The sequence below is a fragment of the Colwellia sp. NW0002-52-1 genome (genome assembly GCF_057550865.1).
This window is the reverse complement of the sequence record NZ_BAAJLU010000002.1, coordinates 208,343-224,722: the sequence shown is the minus strand read 5'-3', so window position 1 is coordinate 224,722 and position 16,380 is coordinate 208,343. Positions and strand designations below refer to the sequence as shown.

General features: G+C 40.2%; 26 protein-coding genes. 24 read left to right on the top strand and 2 right to left on the bottom strand.

Annotation, left to right across the window (positions count from 1 at the left end; genetic code table 11):
- Positions 1-71: 71 nt before the first annotated feature.
- Together AC27H3_RS03695 and fusA are read right to left on the bottom strand one after the other, a co-directional pair.
- Positions 72-2,075, bottom strand: a complete 2,004-nt coding sequence (locus tag AC27H3_RS03695; RefSeq protein WP_487103800.1) for a methyl-accepting chemotaxis protein — start codon at positions 2,073-2,075, stop codon at positions 72-74.
- Between the two features lie 225 nt (positions 2,076-2,300).
- On the bottom strand, positions 2,301-4,400 hold the full coding sequence (fusA, locus tag AC27H3_RS03690) for an elongation factor G (RefSeq protein WP_487103798.1): 2,100 nt from the start codon (positions 4,398-4,400) through the stop codon (positions 2,301-2,303).
- Between the two features lie 683 nt (positions 4,401-5,083).
- On the opposite strand from fusA, the gene rpsJ reads away from it, so the two are divergent.
- The 24 genes from rpsJ (at position 5,084) to rpsM (ending at position 16,380) form a co-directional block, all read left to right on the top strand.
- Positions 5,084-5,395, top strand: coding sequence for a 30S ribosomal protein S10 (rpsJ, locus tag AC27H3_RS03685; protein WP_070375080.1), 312 nt, complete (start codon positions 5,084-5,086; stop codon positions 5,393-5,395).
- A 13-nt stretch (positions 5,396-5,408) separates the two neighbouring features.
- Complete coding sequence (gene rplC / locus AC27H3_RS03680) at positions 5,409-6,047, top strand: 50S ribosomal protein L3 (RefSeq protein ID WP_085301052.1); 639 nt, start codon at positions 5,409-5,411, stop codon at positions 6,045-6,047.
- Between the two features lie 15 nt (positions 6,048-6,062).
- Positions 6,063-6,668, top strand: coding sequence for a 50S ribosomal protein L4 (rplD, locus tag AC27H3_RS03675; RefSeq protein WP_085301053.1), 606 nt, complete (start codon positions 6,063-6,065; stop codon positions 6,666-6,668).
- Positions 6,665-6,967, top strand: a complete 303-nt coding sequence (rplW, locus tag AC27H3_RS03670) for a 50S ribosomal protein L23 (RefSeq protein ID WP_108457343.1) — start codon at positions 6,665-6,667, stop codon at positions 6,965-6,967. Before rplD ends, rplW begins: the two co-directional genes overlap by 4 nt.
- A 12-nt stretch (positions 6,968-6,979) precedes the next feature.
- Positions 6,980-7,804: a 50S ribosomal protein L2 gene (gene rplB / locus AC27H3_RS03665; protein WP_085301055.1), complete on the top strand. Its 825-nt coding sequence runs from the start codon at positions 6,980-6,982 to the stop codon at positions 7,802-7,804.
- Between the two features lie 28 nt (positions 7,805-7,832).
- A complete protein-coding gene (gene rpsS / locus AC27H3_RS03660; RefSeq protein ID WP_081151044.1) occupies positions 7,833-8,108 on the top strand; it encodes a 30S ribosomal protein S19 in 276 nt (91 codons plus the stop codon).
- Positions 8,109-8,118: 10 nt separating this feature from the next.
- On the top strand, positions 8,119-8,451 hold the full coding sequence (gene rplV, locus AC27H3_RS03655; RefSeq protein ID WP_081151045.1) for a 50S ribosomal protein L22: 333 nt from the start codon (positions 8,119-8,121) through the stop codon (positions 8,449-8,451).
- A gap of 11 nt (positions 8,452-8,462) precedes the next feature.
- Positions 8,463-9,161, top strand: a complete 699-nt coding sequence (gene rpsC, locus AC27H3_RS03650) for a 30S ribosomal protein S3 (RefSeq protein WP_487103794.1) — start codon at positions 8,463-8,465, stop codon at positions 9,159-9,161.
- A gap of 11 nt (positions 9,162-9,172) precedes the next feature.
- Positions 9,173-9,586: a 50S ribosomal protein L16 gene (gene rplP / locus AC27H3_RS03645; RefSeq protein ID WP_085301057.1), complete on the top strand. Its 414-nt coding sequence runs from the start codon at positions 9,173-9,175 to the stop codon at positions 9,584-9,586.
- Entirely contained in the window at positions 9,586-9,777 is a 192-nt protein-coding gene (gene rpmC, locus AC27H3_RS03640; protein WP_085301058.1) for a 50S ribosomal protein L29, read from the top strand. Before rplP ends, rpmC begins: the two co-directional genes overlap by 1 nt.
- Positions 9,777-10,028 (top strand): 30S ribosomal protein S17, encoded by a 252-nt coding sequence (rpsQ, locus tag AC27H3_RS03635; RefSeq protein WP_273311607.1) that lies wholly within the window; start codon positions 9,777-9,779, stop codon positions 10,026-10,028. The genes rpmC and rpsQ overlap by 1 nt, the downstream gene beginning before the upstream one ends.
- Before the next feature lie 361 nt (positions 10,029-10,389).
- A complete protein-coding gene (gene rplN / locus AC27H3_RS03630) occupies positions 10,390-10,758 on the top strand; it encodes a 50S ribosomal protein L14 (RefSeq protein ID WP_070375069.1) in 369 nt (122 codons plus the stop codon).
- A gap of 12 nt (positions 10,759-10,770) precedes the next feature.
- Positions 10,771-11,085 carry a 50S ribosomal protein L24 gene (gene rplX, locus AC27H3_RS03625; protein WP_085301060.1) on the top strand — a complete coding sequence of 105 codons (315 nt, stop codon included), beginning with the start codon at positions 10,771-10,773 and terminating at the stop codon, positions 11,083-11,085.
- A gap of 12 nt (positions 11,086-11,097) precedes the next feature.
- On the top strand, positions 11,098-11,643 hold the full coding sequence (gene rplE / locus AC27H3_RS03620) for a 50S ribosomal protein L5 (protein ID WP_085301061.1): 546 nt from the start codon (positions 11,098-11,100) through the stop codon (positions 11,641-11,643).
- A 4-nt stretch (positions 11,644-11,647) separates the two neighbouring features.
- On the top strand, positions 11,648-11,953 hold the full coding sequence (gene rpsN, locus AC27H3_RS03615) for a 30S ribosomal protein S14 (RefSeq protein ID WP_085301062.1): 306 nt from the start codon (positions 11,648-11,650) through the stop codon (positions 11,951-11,953).
- A 19-nt stretch (positions 11,954-11,972) separates the two neighbouring features.
- On the top strand, positions 11,973-12,362 hold the full coding sequence (rpsH, locus tag AC27H3_RS03610; RefSeq protein WP_101685897.1) for a 30S ribosomal protein S8: 390 nt from the start codon (positions 11,973-11,975) through the stop codon (positions 12,360-12,362).
- A gap of 11 nt (positions 12,363-12,373) precedes the next feature.
- A complete protein-coding gene (rplF, locus tag AC27H3_RS03605; protein ID WP_085301063.1) occupies positions 12,374-12,907 on the top strand; it encodes a 50S ribosomal protein L6 in 534 nt (177 codons plus the stop codon).
- 9 nt (positions 12,908-12,916) lie between these two features.
- Positions 12,917-13,270, top strand: a complete 354-nt coding sequence (gene rplR, locus AC27H3_RS03600; RefSeq protein ID WP_085301064.1) for a 50S ribosomal protein L18 — start codon at positions 12,917-12,919, stop codon at positions 13,268-13,270.
- 9 nt (positions 13,271-13,279) lie between these two features.
- Positions 13,280-13,789: a 30S ribosomal protein S5 gene (gene rpsE / locus AC27H3_RS03595; protein ID WP_085301065.1), complete on the top strand. Its 510-nt coding sequence runs from the start codon at positions 13,280-13,282 to the stop codon at positions 13,787-13,789.
- Positions 13,790-13,795: 6 nt separating this feature from the next.
- Positions 13,796-13,975 (top strand): 50S ribosomal protein L30, encoded by a 180-nt coding sequence (gene rpmD, locus AC27H3_RS03590; RefSeq protein WP_085301066.1) that lies wholly within the window; start codon positions 13,796-13,798, stop codon positions 13,973-13,975.
- A gap of 2 nt (positions 13,976-13,977) precedes the next feature.
- Positions 13,978-14,412 (top strand): 50S ribosomal protein L15, encoded by a 435-nt coding sequence (rplO, locus tag AC27H3_RS03585; RefSeq protein ID WP_077287467.1) that lies wholly within the window; start codon positions 13,978-13,980, stop codon positions 14,410-14,412.
- Positions 14,413-14,420: 8 nt separating this feature from the next.
- A complete protein-coding gene (secY, locus tag AC27H3_RS03580) occupies positions 14,421-15,746 on the top strand; it encodes a preprotein translocase subunit SecY (RefSeq protein ID WP_081179730.1) in 1,326 nt (441 codons plus the stop codon).
- 30 nt (positions 15,747-15,776) lie between these two features.
- On the top strand, positions 15,777-15,890 hold the full coding sequence (rpmJ, locus tag AC27H3_RS03575; protein WP_085301067.1) for a 50S ribosomal protein L36: 114 nt from the start codon (positions 15,777-15,779) through the stop codon (positions 15,888-15,890).
- A 133-nt stretch (positions 15,891-16,023) separates the two neighbouring features.
- A complete protein-coding gene (gene rpsM / locus AC27H3_RS03570) occupies positions 16,024-16,380 on the top strand; it encodes a 30S ribosomal protein S13 (protein ID WP_077287460.1) in 357 nt (118 codons plus the stop codon).

Genomic DNA, 16,380 nt, shown 5'->3' with positions numbered 1-16,380 from the left:
GGAATACGATATTAATTATGCCCAATTAGTGACGTTTAACTTGGTAATTGGGCAGTGAAGCACTAATTCGCTTAGACTTTAAATTGATTAACTACTTTTGATAGCGAGTTGGATTTTTCTGATAGATTAACTAAACTTGTTTGCATTGTGGCGGATACATCAACAGTCTCATCAGTAAGTCCTCTAACGTTTTCAATGTTTTTAGATACTTCTTCCGCGACATTAGCCTGCTGTTCAACGGCTTGAGCTATTTCAAAGGTTTGACTTTGGAATTGACCAATTACCTCAGCAATATCAACTAATACTTGCTGTACTTGATGGGTAAGCTGAACGCTACTCTCTGCCTCTAAACAGCTAGACTCCATAACACTAACTGCATTAACCGCTGTTGCTTGAAGTTCATCAATGATGCGTTCAATGTTGCTGGTAGAGTCTTGTGTTCTGGAAGCTAATGTTCTAACTTCATCAGCAACAACAGCAAAACCTCGTCCTTGTTCTCCAGCTCTTGCAGCTTCTATTGCTGCATTAAGGGCTAGTAAATTGGTTTGTTCAGCAATACTGCGGATCACTGTAACAAAGTCGCCAATTGTCTGGGTACCAGACTTAAGCTGTTGTACTACTTGTGAAGCATTATCAACGTTATTAGATAGCTTTTGCATACCTATAGTTGCTTGATTAACAACATCGGAGCCTAATGCTACTTTTTCCTCGGCACCTATAACCAATTTTTTTGAATAATTAGTATTTTCGGCAATATTAATGCTCGTTTGAGCTAATTCGGTGGCGGCGGTGGCAACCAAGTCAATTTCACGTTTTTGTCCCTCGACAATACCAATGGTATCTTTACCTATTTTTTCGGCAGATTCACTTGATGAAGTTACATCTTTAGTAATAGTAATGGTCTGTCTAACCAACTGTTGAATAGAATCAACAAAGATATTAAATTCATCAACTAATTGACCTATCTCATCTTGTTTTAAAGGAGGAATTCTTTGTGTTAAATCACCATCCCCTTCAGCAATATCTTTCATGGCATTTTTAAGCAGAGTTATGCGTTTAACAAAAGGTAAAACAGTTAACCATACTACGATAGCAATCATAATAATAATGGCTACAACAATAGCGAAAGACGACCAAAAAGCATCTTCTACAGGCTGAGTTATTAATTGCTCAGGGACTAAAAAGCCAAGCTTCCAATTCATGGCTGGGTAGTCAGTTTTTACTTGATTAAAAATAACTTCATAATCGACTCCGCGCCATGTTACTTGTGCTAAACCGTTAGCATTATTAGCCAGTGTAGATTGTAACGTTGCAAAGCCTGCGCTATTGGTAAAGTGACTATCAATTACTGACATGGAGTCACCAGCTTTAAACTCATCATTAAAGCCTGGGAAAAACACTAATTTGCCTGTGTCTGTGATGAGAAAAGCTTCACCTTGGTTTTTATATTTAATAGGGGCGAGTAAGTTTTGACCTATGGTGGTAATTAAGATGTCCATACCACCAATACCTAAAAGTTTGCCATTAGGTAAATAGTAGGGAGAAGTTATTGTTGCTGAAACTGAGCCATCGTTGTTGTCTACCGCAGGGTCAGTAACATGCATTTTTGCTTTTGTTAGTCCGTCTTGCCACCAAGGTCGGCGATTTGTAAAGTACTCAGCATCGTCGTAACGACCATTAAGATCGAAATACTCATGGGTATTTTCACTACCAAAGAAAACACTTTTTATTGCGCTGTCTTGTTCTGAAAAGTACTTAAAGTAACGTGTGACATCTTGGTACTGTTTATTATCGTCAATATTGGAAAGTCGTGTGTCGTATGTTGTAAACCAATCGATAACGAGCGGATTAGCAAATATGCTATGGTTGATTTGCCCTTTAGCAATAAAGAACTCTTTCACTTTTGTAGACTGTAGACTTACAATATTTTCAATATCAGAAATAAGTTGTTTTCTTGTATTATCGCTTACGTTTGATAACAAAAAAAATGAAGTAACGACAAGTAATACAGTAACTGCGCTTGATATAGTAATCACTAATTGACGCATAATTGAGCGACTAAGAAAATTGAACATACTAAGTAATACCTAATGAGTTTATTTTTATTATTAAGTGCGTAAATTGTTCAGTATTTAACTGATTCTTATATGTTATCGGTAATATTTTAGAAAACATAAGCACTTACAGAAAACAATACCATGTGTTTTACTTTATGGCTATATGTTGCAATATGCTGTTGAGTAAATTTGGAATAAAAAAAAGGATGCCTAAGCATCCTTTAATAGATTAGTTATAAATAACTATTTCTTTTTAGCTGCCGCTTCACGCTCTTTAACTTCAGCAATTACTGCTTCAGATACGTTATTCGGACAAGGTGAGTAGTGAGAGAATTCCATAGAGAATTGACCACGACCTGATGTCATTGTACGTAAAGATCCGATGTAGCCAAACATTTCTGAAAGTGGTACGTCAGCTTTGATACGAACACCAGAAACACCAGCGTCTTGACCACCGATCATGCCACGACGACGGTTTAAGTCACCAATAACATCACCAACGTGATCATCAGGCGTAAACACATCAACTTTCATGATAGGTTCAATTAACTGAGCACCAGCTTTTGGAATTGACTGACGGAAAGCACCACGAGCAGCAAGCTCAAATGCTACAGCAGATGAATCGACTGCATGGAAGCCACCATCGTATAATTCAACTTCAACGTCAAGTACAGGGAAACCAGCAAGAACACCAGTATCCATCATGCCTTTGAAGCCTTTCTCAATAGCTGGGAAAAATTCTTTTGGTACATTACCACCAACAACTTTAGATGAGAATGTAAAGCCTGAGTTTGGCTCACCAGGACGGATGATGTAATCAATTTTACCAAATTGACCAGAACCACCTGATTGTTTCTTATGCGTGTATGAATCATCAATTTCTTGAGTGATTGTTTCACGGTAAGCAACTTGAGGTTTACCAACAACTAGATCAACACCGTAAGTACGTTTTAAAATATCTACTTTGATATCTAAGTGAAGTTCACCCATACCAGATAAAATCGTTTCACCTGAATCTAAGTCAGTTTCAACTTGGAATGTTGGATCTTCTGCAACCATTTTACCGATAGCAATACCCATTTTTTCCGTTGAACCTTTATCTTTAGGTGTTACAGAAATAGAGATTACTGGCTTAGGGAATACCATCGCTTCAAGAATGATTGGGTGTTTCGGATCACATAATGTATGACCTGTTTGAACGTTACTCTTCATACCTACAATCGCGATGATATCACCAGCTTGTGCAGACGTTAGTTCGTTACGGTCATCAGCTTGCATTTCACACATACGGCCAACACGTTCAGTTTTCCCTGTTGCAGCATTAAGTATGGTGTCACCTTTCTTCAATGTACCAGAGTAGATACGTACGAAAGTTAAGGTACCAAAACGGTCATCAGTGATTTTGAATGCTAACGCTTTGAATGTTTCATCTGCAGAAACGATTGCGTGCTCACCAGTTGCGTTACCTTCTTCATCAGTAAGAGGTTGAGGATCAACATCTGTAGGAGATGGTAAGTAATCAACAACGGCATCAAGCAATAATTGCATACCTTTGTTTTTGAATGCAGAACCACAGTATGTAGGGAAGAACATGATTTCACGAGTACCTTTACGGATACACGCTTTAATTTGTTCTTCAGTCGGTGTAAGTTCACCTTCTAAGTATTCCATTAATAAATCTTCATCTGCTTCTAATGCAGTTTCGATTAATTGCTCACGATACATAGCTGCATCATCAACCATATCAGCTGGAATATCTTCAATAGTGTAGTTTTCAGGAAGACCTGTGTCATCCCAGATGTATGCTTTTTGAGTTAAAACGTCTACAACACCTACGAAGTCATCTTCTTCACCAATTGGTAAAGTCATAATAAGTGGGTGAGCACCTAATACGTTTTTAACTTGATCTGTTACACGGTAAAAGTTAGCACCTAAACGATCTAATTTGTTTACGAAGATTAAACGAGATACTTTCGAGTCGTTCGCATAACGCCAGTTAGTTTCTGATTGTGGTTCAACACCGCCAGAACCACAGAACACGCCAACACCGCCATCAAGTACTTTTAGTGAGCGATAAACTTCAACCGTGAAATCAACGTGACCAGGAGTATCGATAACGTTGAAACGGTGATCTTTCCAAAAACAACTAACTGCAGCAGACTGTATAGTAATACCGCGCTCAGCTTCTTGTTCCATGAAGTCAGTCGTTGACTCACCGTCATGAACTTCACCTGTTTTATGGATCATACCGGTTAATTTAAGGATACGTTCAGTTGTTGTGGTTTTACCCGCATCAACGTGAGCGAAGATACCAATGTTTCTGTATTTAGATAAATCTGCCATTGCGTTACTCTATTTATGAAAATGAATTGTTGAAAATTTGCGCGCGAGTATAACATTACTTAACTAAAATCGACATAAAAAATTATTGAAGTTTAAAAAGTTTTCACTAAGACCATATAAAAACACCAGTTTTGTACCTATTTTGGCTACTTTTTAAAATACAAAAGTTAAGATTAATTAGTTCTGCTTATATATAGATAAAAATAATAGTGATACTCCCTTATTTGAGATTGTAAATTGAATAAGAGAAAGTGAGCTATAAAATAAAATGTGAAGAGAGAAGATTAAATTGTAAATGTAAAGAAATCCGAGTTGTTTAGTTATTTAAAAAACCTAGAGATAAAATACCCCCTCAAATAATAGATTGTTCCAATGGTGAACATTAGTACTTAAAAAGTAGTCATTTATTTGCTCGATAAATGACATAAGATAAAACTATATAAAACCTTAAAATAAACAGTTGAAATTATCGTCAAGCTCTGTATAATTCGCCTCCACGTTGAGCTCGTCTCAGTGTGTTTTTTAGTTAATGTATTAACTTTTCAAGCTAGTCTTTAAGTTAATAATTAACATACAGCAACTCCGATAGGGAGTTGAATGGTAAATATAGCGATACTCCCCCCTTTTATACAAAAAGGTGATGGGCAGTATTTTGTTGTTCTTTAAAATGGGGATTTGTCTTAATGTCAAATCAAAGAATTCGCATTCGTTTGAAAGCGTTCGATCATCGTTTGATTGATCAATCAACAGCTGAAATCGTTGATACTGCTAAACGTACTGGCGCACAGGTTCGTGGTCCAATTCCACTTCCTACACGCAAAGAACGTTTCACTATCTTGACTTCACCACACGTTAACAAAGATGCTCGTGATCAGTACGAAATTCGTACTCACAAACGCATGATTGATATCGTAGAACCAACTGAAAAGACTGTAGATGCTTTAATGCGTTTAGATCTTGCAGCTGGTGTTGACGTTCAAATCAGCTTGGGTTAATAGGAGTTTTAACATGACTATAGGTCTAGTTGGACGTAAAGTGGGTATGACTCGCATCTTCTCTGAAGATGGCGTATCTACTCCTGTAACCGTCCTAGAAGTTGAAGCGAACCGTGTTGCTCAGGTTAAAACTGTTGACAACGATGGTTATTCAGCGCTTCAAGTTACTACGGGAAGCAAAAAAGCTAACCGTGTTAACAAGCCAACAGCCGGTCACTTTGCAAAAGCTGGTATCGAAGCAGGTCGCGGCCTGTGGGAATTCCGCTTAAATGCAAATGAAGGCGAAGATTTGGTAACTGGCAGTGAAATCACTGTTGAGTTATTCAATGACACGAAATTAGTAGATGTTACTGGCACCTCTAAAGGTAAAGGTTTCCAAGGTGGTATTAAGCGTTGGAATTTCTCAATGCAAGATGCTACGCATGGTAACTCACTATCTCACCGTTCAAACGGTTCGATAGGTATGTGTCAAACACCAGGTCGTGTTTTCAAAGGCAAAAAAATGTCTGGTCACATGGGTGCTGCGAAAGTAACTACGCAAAACCTTGAATTGGTTCGTGTTGATGCTGAACGTAACTTGCTCCTTATTAAAGGTGCGGTTCCAGGTGCAATCAACGGTAGCGTAATCATCAAACCAGCTGTTAAAGCCTAGTCCAGGAGATTTGTGATGGAATTAGCATTAAAAGACGCTTCAGGCGCTCTTGAAGTTTCTGAAACAACTTTTGGACTTGAGTTTAATGAAGCTCTTGTACACCAAGTAGTAGTTGCATATGCAGCTGGTGCTCGTGCTGGTACTCGTGCTCAAAAGACTCGTTCAGAAGTTAGTGGCGGTGGCGCAAAACCATGGCGTCAAAAAGGTACTGGCCGTGCACGTGCTGGTACTAGTCGTGGTCCAATCTGGCGTACAGGTGGTGTAACATTCGCTGCTAAGCCACAGGATCACAGCCAAAAAGTTAACCGTAAAATGTACCGTGGTGCGATTAAAAGCATCCTTTCTGAGTTAGTTCGTCAAGAACGCTTAGTAGTGGTAGAAAATTTTGCAGTTGAAACACCAAAAACTAAAGAATTAGTAGCTAAACTAAACGGTTTGGAGTTAAAAGACGTATTAATCGTTACTCCAGAAGTTGATGAGAACTTGTTCTTATCTGCACGTAACTTATATAAAGTTGACGTACGCGATGTAGACGGTATTGACCCAGTTAGTTTAGTTGGTTTCGAAAAAGTTTTGATGACTGCATCTGCAGTTAAACAACTTGAGGAGATGTTAGGATGATAAACGAAGAACGTTTACTGAAAGTGCTTTTAGCACCAAACATTTCTGAGAAAAGCACAATGGCCGCTGAAGCAAACAACACAGTTGTTTTCAAAGTTGTTACTACTGCTACTAAAGCTGAAATCAAAGCTGCTGTTGAGAAACTTTTCGAAGTTTCAGTTGATGGTGTTCGCACATTAAATGTTAAAGGTAAAGTTAAACGTACTGGTGCTCGTACTGGTCGCAGAAGCGATTGGAAAAAAGCATACGTTACACTTGCTGAAGGCAGCGACATCGACTTCGTCGGCGCGGAATCATAGGAGTTTACGAAAATGGCTATAGTTAAATGTAAACCTACTTCTCCGGGTCGTCGCCACGTTGTTAAAGTGGTTAACACGGAGTTGCATAAAGGTAAGCCTTACGCACCATTATTAGACACTAAGTCTAAGTCTGGTGGTCGTAACAATAATGGTCGTATTACTGTTCGTCACATTGGTGGTGGACATAAGCAACATTACCGTATTGTCGACTTTAAGCGTAATAAAGATGGTATCCCTGCAAAAGTAGAACGTTTGGAATATGATCCAAACCGTAGTGCAAACATCGCACTAGTACTTTACGCAGATGGTGAGCGTCGTTACATCTTAGCCCCTAAAGGCTTAAAAGCTGGTGATGCAATCCAGTCTGGTGTAGATGCTCCTATTAAAGCGGGTAACACTTTACCACTACGCAACACACCATTAGGTAGTGTTGTACACGCAATCGAACTTAAGCCAGGTAAAGGTGCTCAAATTGCACGTGCTGCTGGTACTTATGCTCAGTTAGTAGCGAAAGACGGTGCATATGTCACTTTACGTCTTCGTTCTGGCGAAATGCGTAAAATTGAGTCAGATTGTCGTGCTACTTTAGGTGAAATCGGCAACGCTGAACACATGCTTCGCTCTTTGGGTAAAGCTGGTGCTTCACGCTGGCGCGGTGTTCGCCCAACTGTTCGTGGTGTTGCCATGAACCCAGTTGATCACCCACACGGTGGTGGTGAAGGTAAAACATCAGGCGGTCGTCATCCGGTCTCACCTTGGGGTGTACCAACTAAGGGTTACAAGACTCGTTCTAACAAGCGTACCGATAAATTTATCGTACGTCGTCGTACTAAATAATAGTACTTATAATTAAAGAGGAATCACCATGCCACGTTCTCTCAAGAAAGGTCCATTTATAGACCTACACTTGTTGACGAAGGTAGAGACAGCGGTGGAAAGCGGGAATAAAAAGCCAATTAAGACTTGGTCCCGTCGTTCAATGATCATCCCTACGATGATCGGATTGACCATTGCCGTCCATAATGGCCGTCAACACGTACCTGTATTTGTAACTGATGAAATGATCGGACACAAATTAGGTGAATTTGCACCAACTCGTACTTACCGTGGCCATGTCGCGGATAAGAAAGCGAAGAGATAGGGGAAATAAGATGGAAGCTATTGCTACACATAAATTTGCCCGTGGTTCAGCGCAAAAAGCACGTTTAGTTGTGGATCAAATCCGCGGCTTACATGTTGAAAAAGCACTTGAAATCTTAACATTTAGCAATAAATCTGCTGCTGTTTTGGTTAAAAAAGTACTTGATTCAGCAATTGCTAACGCAGAACACAATGAAGGTGCAGACATTGATGAGCTTATCGTTAAAACTATTATGGTTGACGATGGCCCAACAATGAAACGTATTAAGCCTCGTGCGAAAGGTCGCGCGGATAGAATCCTTAAGCGTACAAGTCACATCACTGTGATTGTATCTGATAACTAGGAGATATTAGAATGGGTCAAAAAGTCCATCCAAATGGTATTCGCTTAGGTATCACGAAACCTTTCGCGTCTACTTGGTTTGCAAGTAACAAAGATTTCGCAGGTAATTTACACGGTGACCATTTGGTTCGTGAATATTTAACTGAACAGCTTAAGCGTGCTTCATTATCGAAAATTGTAATTGAACGTCCTGCTAAATCTATCCGCGTTACAATTCACACGGCTCGTCCGGGTGTTGTAATCGGTAAGAAAGGCGAAGATGTTGAGAAATTACGTTTAGCAGTTTCTAAAATTGCTGGTGTTCCTGCTCAAATCAACATAGCTGAAGTACGTAAGCCAGAAATGGATTCGCAGCTAGTTGCAGACAGCATTGCTAGTCAATTAGAACGTCGTGTAATGTTCCGTCGTGCGATGAAACGTGCTGTACAAAATGCTATGCGTTTAGGCGCTAAAGGTATTAAAGTACAAGTAAGTGGTCGTTTAGGCGGTGCAGATATTGCACGTGCTGAATGGTATCGTGAAGGTCGTGTTCCATTACACACTTTACGTGCTGACATTGATTACTCAATTGCCCGCGCTGATACCACCTATGGTGTTATCGGTATCAAAGTTTGGATCTTTAAAGGTGAAGTAATTGGCAACATGCCATTACAAGCTGAGCAACCAGCAGCTAAGCCTAAAAGAAAACCTAACCGTAAGACCAGTAAGTAGAGGAATAAGTAATGTTACAACCAAAACGTACTAAATTCCGTAAGCAATTTAAACTGCGTAACCGTGGTCTTGCACACACTGGTAGCTCAGTTAGCTTCGGTACTTTCGGGTTAAAATCAATGGAACGTGGTCGTATGACTGCGCGTCAAATTGAAGCGGCTCGTCGAGCAATGACTCGTCACGTGAAGCGTCAAGGTAAAATCTGGATTCGTGTATTCCCTGATAAGCCAATTACCAAAAAACCTCTTGAGGTTCGTATGGGTAAAGGTAAAGGTTCAGTGGAATATTGGGTATGCCAAATTCTACCTGGTCGTGTTCTTTATGAAATGGAAGGTGTGTCGGAAGAGTTAGCGCGTGAAGCATTTGCTTTAGCCGCAGCTAAACTTCCTTTCAAAACAACTTTCGTAACTAGAACGGTGATGTAATGAAAGCAAGCGAATTGAAAGAAAAAAGCATTGAAGAGCTAAACGCTGAATTGCTTGAATTGCTACGCGAACAGTTTAACTATCGCATGCAAGCAAGCACAGGCCAATTAGCACAAACTCATTTGCTAAGAACTGTACGCCGTAATATCGCGCGTGTTAAGACTATCATAACTGAAAAGGCAGCTAAGTAATGAGCGAAGCAAAAGTTCGTACAATACAAGGTCGTGTCGTCAGTGACAAAATGGAAAAGTCTATCACTGTCCTGATCGAACGTCGTGTTAAGCACCCTATATACGGTAAGTTCATGACCCGTTCAACTAAGTTGAAAGCGCATGATGAAACTAACCAATGTGTAACAGGTGATTTAGTATCTATTCGTGAATGTGCGCCAATCTCTAAGTCTAAATCTTGGACATTGGTAAGCGTATTAGAAAAAGCTTAATCGCTTGATCTGATTCACAATAAGAACTTTCAAAAAGGCTCTGCTTCGGCAGGGCCTTTTTTATTGGTCAAAATGTAAAGTTATATAAAGAAATTAAATAACCAGTATTCTTATTTAGTTTTTTAAATAAATAGCAATTGATGAGATTAAATTAAGCTGACAACATCAGTGTTTATCTTGTTTACATCAAGGTTGATAATAAAAGTGGTTATTTTTTAGCTAAATAAAGTATCACTTTTTAATAACCGGTGTTATAATCTCGCGCCCGCTCGTTGTGAGTGGGATTTAGAAGGCAGTGACGGGTCAAATTTCTGGCCTTGAATTTAATCTTTTATAAGATAATTTAGCGGAGACATATTAAATGATCCAAATGCAATCACAATTGAACGTAGCTGATAACAGCGGCGCTCGACGTGTACAATGTATAAAGGTTCTTGGTGGTTCGCACCGTCGCTACGCACGCATTGGTGACATCATTAAAATTGCAGTGAAGGAATCAAATCCTCGCGGCAAGGTTAAAAAAGGTGATGTTCTTACTGCAGTAGTGGTGCGCACTAAGAAAGGTGTTCGTCGTTCAGATGGTTCTACCATCCGTTTTGACGAAAATGCGGCTGTAATGTTAAATGCTAACTTACAACCAATTGGTACTCGTATTTTCGGTCCTGTGACTCGTGAACTTCGTAATGAAAAGTTCATGAAAATTGTTTCACTTGCACCAGAAGTACTATAAGGAGTCACGATAATGGCATCTAAGATTCGTCGTGATGATGAAGTAATCGTACTTGCAGGCAAAGACAAGGGCAAAACTGGTAAAGTGACCAAAGTTCTTGTTGAAGAAAGCAAAGTATTTGTTGAAGGTATCAACTTAATCAAGAAGCACACTAAGCCTGTACCTCAGTTACAGCAGCCTGGTGGAATTGTTGAAAAAGAAGCACCTTTAAATGTATCCAACGTTGCGATTGTTAACCCAGCTACTGGCAAAGCAGATCGTGTTGGTTTTAGAGATGAAGACGGCAAAAAAGTTCGTTTCTTCAAATCTAATAACGAATTAATTTAATTGGAGTAAACGATGGCGAAACTGCATGATTTTTACAAAGATACAATTGTAAGCGAACTTCAAAAGAAGTTTGAATACAAAAGTGTCATGCAAGTCCCTCGGATTGAAAAGATCACCCTTAACATGGGTGTTGGTGAAGCAATTGCTGATAAAAAAGTATTAGAGCACGCCACAAATGATCTTACTGCAATCTCAGGTCAAAAACCTGTCACGACAGTAGCACGCAAATCAGTTGCGGGCTTTAAAATTCGTGAAGGCTACCCTATTGGCACAAAAGTAACTCTACGTGGCGAACGTATGTGGGAATTTTTAGAGCGTTTAATCTCTATTTCTATTCCTCGTATCCGTGATTTCCGTGGCTTAAATCCAAAGTCATTCGATGGTCGTGGTAACTACAGCATGGGCGTACGTGAGCAAATCATTTTCCCTGAAATCGAATACGATAAAATCGATAAGATTCGCGGAATGGATATCACTATCACTACAAGTGCGAAGAATAACGAAGAAGGTCATGCTTTATTGACTGCCTTCAACTTCCCATTTAAGAAGAAGGTGTAGAGTTATGGCTAAATCGTCAATGAAAGCTCGTGAAGCAAAAAGAACCAAGTTAGTTGCTCAATATGCTGAAAAGCGTAGTGCACTAAAAGCTATCATCTCTGGTGTTAATTCTTCTGAAGAAGAACGCTGGGATGCAGTACTGAAACTTCAAGCATTACCTCGTGATTCGAGCAGTAGTCGTCAACGTAACCGTTGTAACATTACTGGCCGTCCACATGGTTACTTACGTAAATTCGGCTTAAGCCGTATTAAATTACGTGAAACTATGATGCGCGGTGAAGTTCCAGGTCTTAAGAAAGCTAGTTGGTAATTCACGGGAGTAAATGGTTATGATGACTGATCCTATCGCGGACATGTTTACACGCATCCGCAACGGTCAATCTGCAGCAAAGTCTGCAGTTACAATGCCATCTTCTAAGGTAAAAGTTGCACTTGCCAACTTGCTTAAAGAAGAAGGTTACATTTCAGATTTTTCAGTTTCAGGTGATGTAAAACCTGAACTAACTGTTGAATTGAAATATTTTGAAGGTAAAGAAGTAATTGAAGTGATCAAACGTGTTTCACGTCCAGGTCTTCGCGTATACAAAGGTGCTCAAGAGCTTCCTAAAGTATTAGCAGGTATGGGTATCGCTATTATTTCTACTTCTAAAGGTCTAATGACTGATCGCGCCGCTCGCAATGCGGGTCTTGGCGGTGAAGTTCTTGGTTTCGTAGAGTAAAGGAGCAGAATATGTCTCGTGTCGCAAAAGCACATGTCGCAATCCCTGCAGGCGTTACTATTACGTTATCAGGTCAAGACATTAAAATTAAAGGTCCAATGGGTGAATTATCTCACACGATCCATAGCGATGTTGTTGTTTCTCAAGAAGAAGACAATCTTATCACTAATATCGTTGCTGATGTTAAAGGCGCTTGGGCTCAAGCCGGTACTGTACGCTCTTTAATCAATAATATGGTTGAAGGTGTAAGTAAAGGTTTTGAAAAGAAATTATTGTTAAACGGTGTTGGTTACCGTGCTAAAGCTGCAGGTAAGTCTTTAAACTTATCTTTAGGCTTTTCACATCCGGTTGACCACGCAATTCCTGAAGGAATTACTGTTGAAACTCCTAGCCAAACTGAAATCATACTGAAAGGTGCTGATAAACAGTTGGTCGGTCAAACTGCAGCGAACATTCGTGCATACCGTAAACCTGAGCCTTATAAAGGTAAAGGTATTCGTTATAGCGATGAGAATGTACGTCGTAAAGAAGCTAAGAAGAAGTAGGGTAATACTATGGATAAGAAAACATCTCGTTTGCGCCGCGCTAAACGCGCTCGTGCAAAAATCAGCGAGTTGGGTGCGAATCGTTTAGTTGTATTCCGTACTCCTCGTCATATTTACGCGCAATTGATTGCACCAACAGGTTCTGAAGTAATCGCGTCAGCGTCTACTTTAGACAAAGAAGTTAGTGCTCAGTTAGAAAAAACAGGTAACGTTGAAGCAGCTACGGCTGTAGGTAAAGCAATTGCAGAACGTGCAGTAGCTAAAGGCATCACTAGTGTTGCTTTTGACCGTTCAGGTTTCCGTTACCATGGTCGCGTGAAAGCGTTAGCAGATGCAGCTCGCGAAGCTGGTCTTCAGTTTTAGGGGTTGATAATGGCTAATCATAATCAAGAAAACTCACAACAAAGTGATATGGCTGAAAAGCTAATCGCAGTTAACCGTGTATCAAAAGTGGTTAAAGGTGGTCGTATTTTCAGTTTCACAGCACTAACCGTAGTTGGTGATGGCGCTGGTCGCGTTGGTTTTGGTTACGGTAAAGCACGTGAAGTGCCTGCTGCAATCCAAAAAGCAATGGAAAAAGCACGTCGTAACTTAGTAACCGTAGATTTGAAGGGTACTACTCTTCAGCATGTCGTTATCGGCAAGCACTCTGGTTCAAAAGTTTACATGCAACCCGCTTCTGAAGGTACAGGTATTATCGCCGGTGGCGCGATGCGTGCAGTACTTGAAGTTGCAGGCGTACAGAACGTATTGTCTAAGGCATACGGTTCTACTAACCCAATAAACGTAGTTCGCGCTACTGTTGCTGCTCTTGCGAATATGCATTCGCCTGAAGCTGTTGCAGCAAAGCGTGGCAAAAGCGTTTCAGATATTCTGGGGTAATTGAGCATGGCTAAAACAGTTAGAATAACTCAGTTAAAAAGTTCTATCGGTCGTTTACCGAAGCATAGAGCTACATTAAAGGGTCTTGGTTTACGTCGTATCCGTCAAACAGTAGAGTTAGAAGATACTCCATCTGTACGCGGTATGATTAATCAAGTATCTTATATGATTAAGGTGGAGGATTAATAATGCATTTAAATACTTTATCTCCTGCACCAGGTGCTAAGAAAGCCAAGAAACGCTGTGGTCGTGGTATTGGTTCTGGCATAGGTAAAACAGGTGGTCGTGGTCACAAAGGTCAGAAATCTCGTTCTGGCGGTAGTGTTCGTCCTGGTTTCGAAGGTGGTCAAATGCCATTGAAACAACGTTTACCTAAGTTTGGTTTCACGTCACGTAAATCTTTAGTTCGCGCTGAAGTACGTTTACATGAACTAAACAACATCACAGGTGATGTTGTCGATATCTTTGCCCTGAAAGATGCTAACTTAATCACACGTAATATTGTGTCAGTGAAAATCATGCTTTCTGGTGAAATCACTCGTCCAATTACTGTACGTGGTTTAGGTGTTACTAAAGGCGCTCGCGCAGCTATTGAAGCTGCAGGCGGAAAAATCGAGGAATAGTACAGGTTATGGCTACACCAGGAATTGATAATAAAGCAAAAGGCGGATTGTCTGAGCTTAAACAAAGATTGTGGTTTGTATTCGGTGCACTTATTGTGCTTCGTTTGGGAACATTTGTGCCAATCCCTGGTATTGACGCCGCTGTATTAGCTCAGTTGTTTGAACAACAAAAGGGCACCATTGTAGAAATGTTTAACATGTTCTCTGGTGGTGCACTTGAGCGAGCCTCTGTATTGGCACTTGGTATTATGCCGTACATCTCAGCTTCAATCATTATGCAATTGCTTACGGTTATGCACCCGGCAATGGCAGAGTTGAAAAAAGAAGGTGAAGCTGGACGACGTAAGATCAGCCAATACACCCGCTACGGCACTTTAGTTCTAGCGACTGTACAATCAATTGCAATAGCAAGAAGTTTACCGGGAATGATGCCAGGTCTAGTAATGGACGCAGGTTTCGGATTCTACTTTGCTGCGGTAGTAAGTTTGGTTACTGGTACCATGTTTTTAATGTGGTTAGGTGAGCAAATTACTGAACGTGGTATTGGTAACGGTATTTCAATCTTGATCTTTGCAGGTATAGTAGCTGGTATGCCGTCAGCTGTTGGTCAAACAGCAGAAGCGGCGCGTCAAGGTGAATTGCACTTATTAGTATTATTGCTAATTGGCGTAATTATATTTGCTACAACTTTCTTTGTTGTATTTGTGGAACGTGGTCAACGACGTATTGTTGTTAACTATGCTAAGCGTCAGCAAGGCCGTAAGGTTTTCGCTGCTCAAAGCACACATTTACCGTTAAAAGTTAATATGGCAGGTGTTATTCCACCAATCTTTGCATCAAGTATTATCTTGTTTCCAGGCACGCTTGCGAGCTGGTTTGGTCAAGGTGAAGGTATGGTTGCTGATTTCCTACAAGAAGTATCAATTGCTATTTCTCCAGGACAGCCGCTATATGTAATGTTACTTGCAGCAGCGATAATATTTTTCTGTTTCTTTTACACGGCTCTTGTATTCAACCCGCGTGAAACAGCAGATAACCTGAAAAAATCCGGTGCGTTTATTCCTGGGATTCGTCCTGGTGAGCAAACGTCAAAATATATAGATAAAGTGATGACTCGTTTAACCTTAGCTGGTGCGATGTATATTACCTTTATCTGTTTGGTACCTCAGTTTATTATTATGGCATGGGACGTTAATTTTTACTTTGGCGGAACATCACTATTAATTATAGTAGTTGTAATAATGGACTTTATGGCACAAGTACAGACTCATTTGATGTCTCATCAATATGATAATGTACTTAAAAAAGCAAACCTTAAAGGCTACGGTCGTTAGACTGGGCCCTTAGGTAACGGAGTATATAAAATGAAAGTACGTGCATCCGTAAAAAAGATTTGTCGTAATTGTAAAGTTGTTAAGCGCGCTGGTGTAATTCGTGTAATTTGCGAAGAGCCAAAGCATAAGCAACGTCAAGGCTAAATCTTTAAGCAGTAGCATTATGCAGATAAGTCTGTATAATGCCGCTTCGATTTGCAAAGAAATGCGGCTGGTTGAGTATCCTAACGGGCTTTTCAACTGGTAAATTTTAAATTAAAAATAGGAGATGTGTTTAGTGGCCCGTATCGCTGGCATTAACATCCCTGATCGTAAGCATGCAGTAATCGCCATTACTGCGATCTTCGGTATCGGAGCAACACGTGCGAAAGCAATTTGTGTTGCAACTGGTATTGCAGAGTCAACTAAGATCAGTGAATTGGACGAAGCTCAAATTGATTTGCTTCGTGCAGAAGTGGATAAATACACCGTAGAAGGTGATTTACGCCGTGAAGTTTCAATGAACATTAAACGTCTTATGGATTTAGGTTGTTTCCGTGGCATTCGCCACCGTCGCAGTCTTCCTCTACGTGGTCAACGCACTAAAACTAATGCGCGCACCCGTAAAGGTCCTCGTAAGCCAATTAAGAAGTAA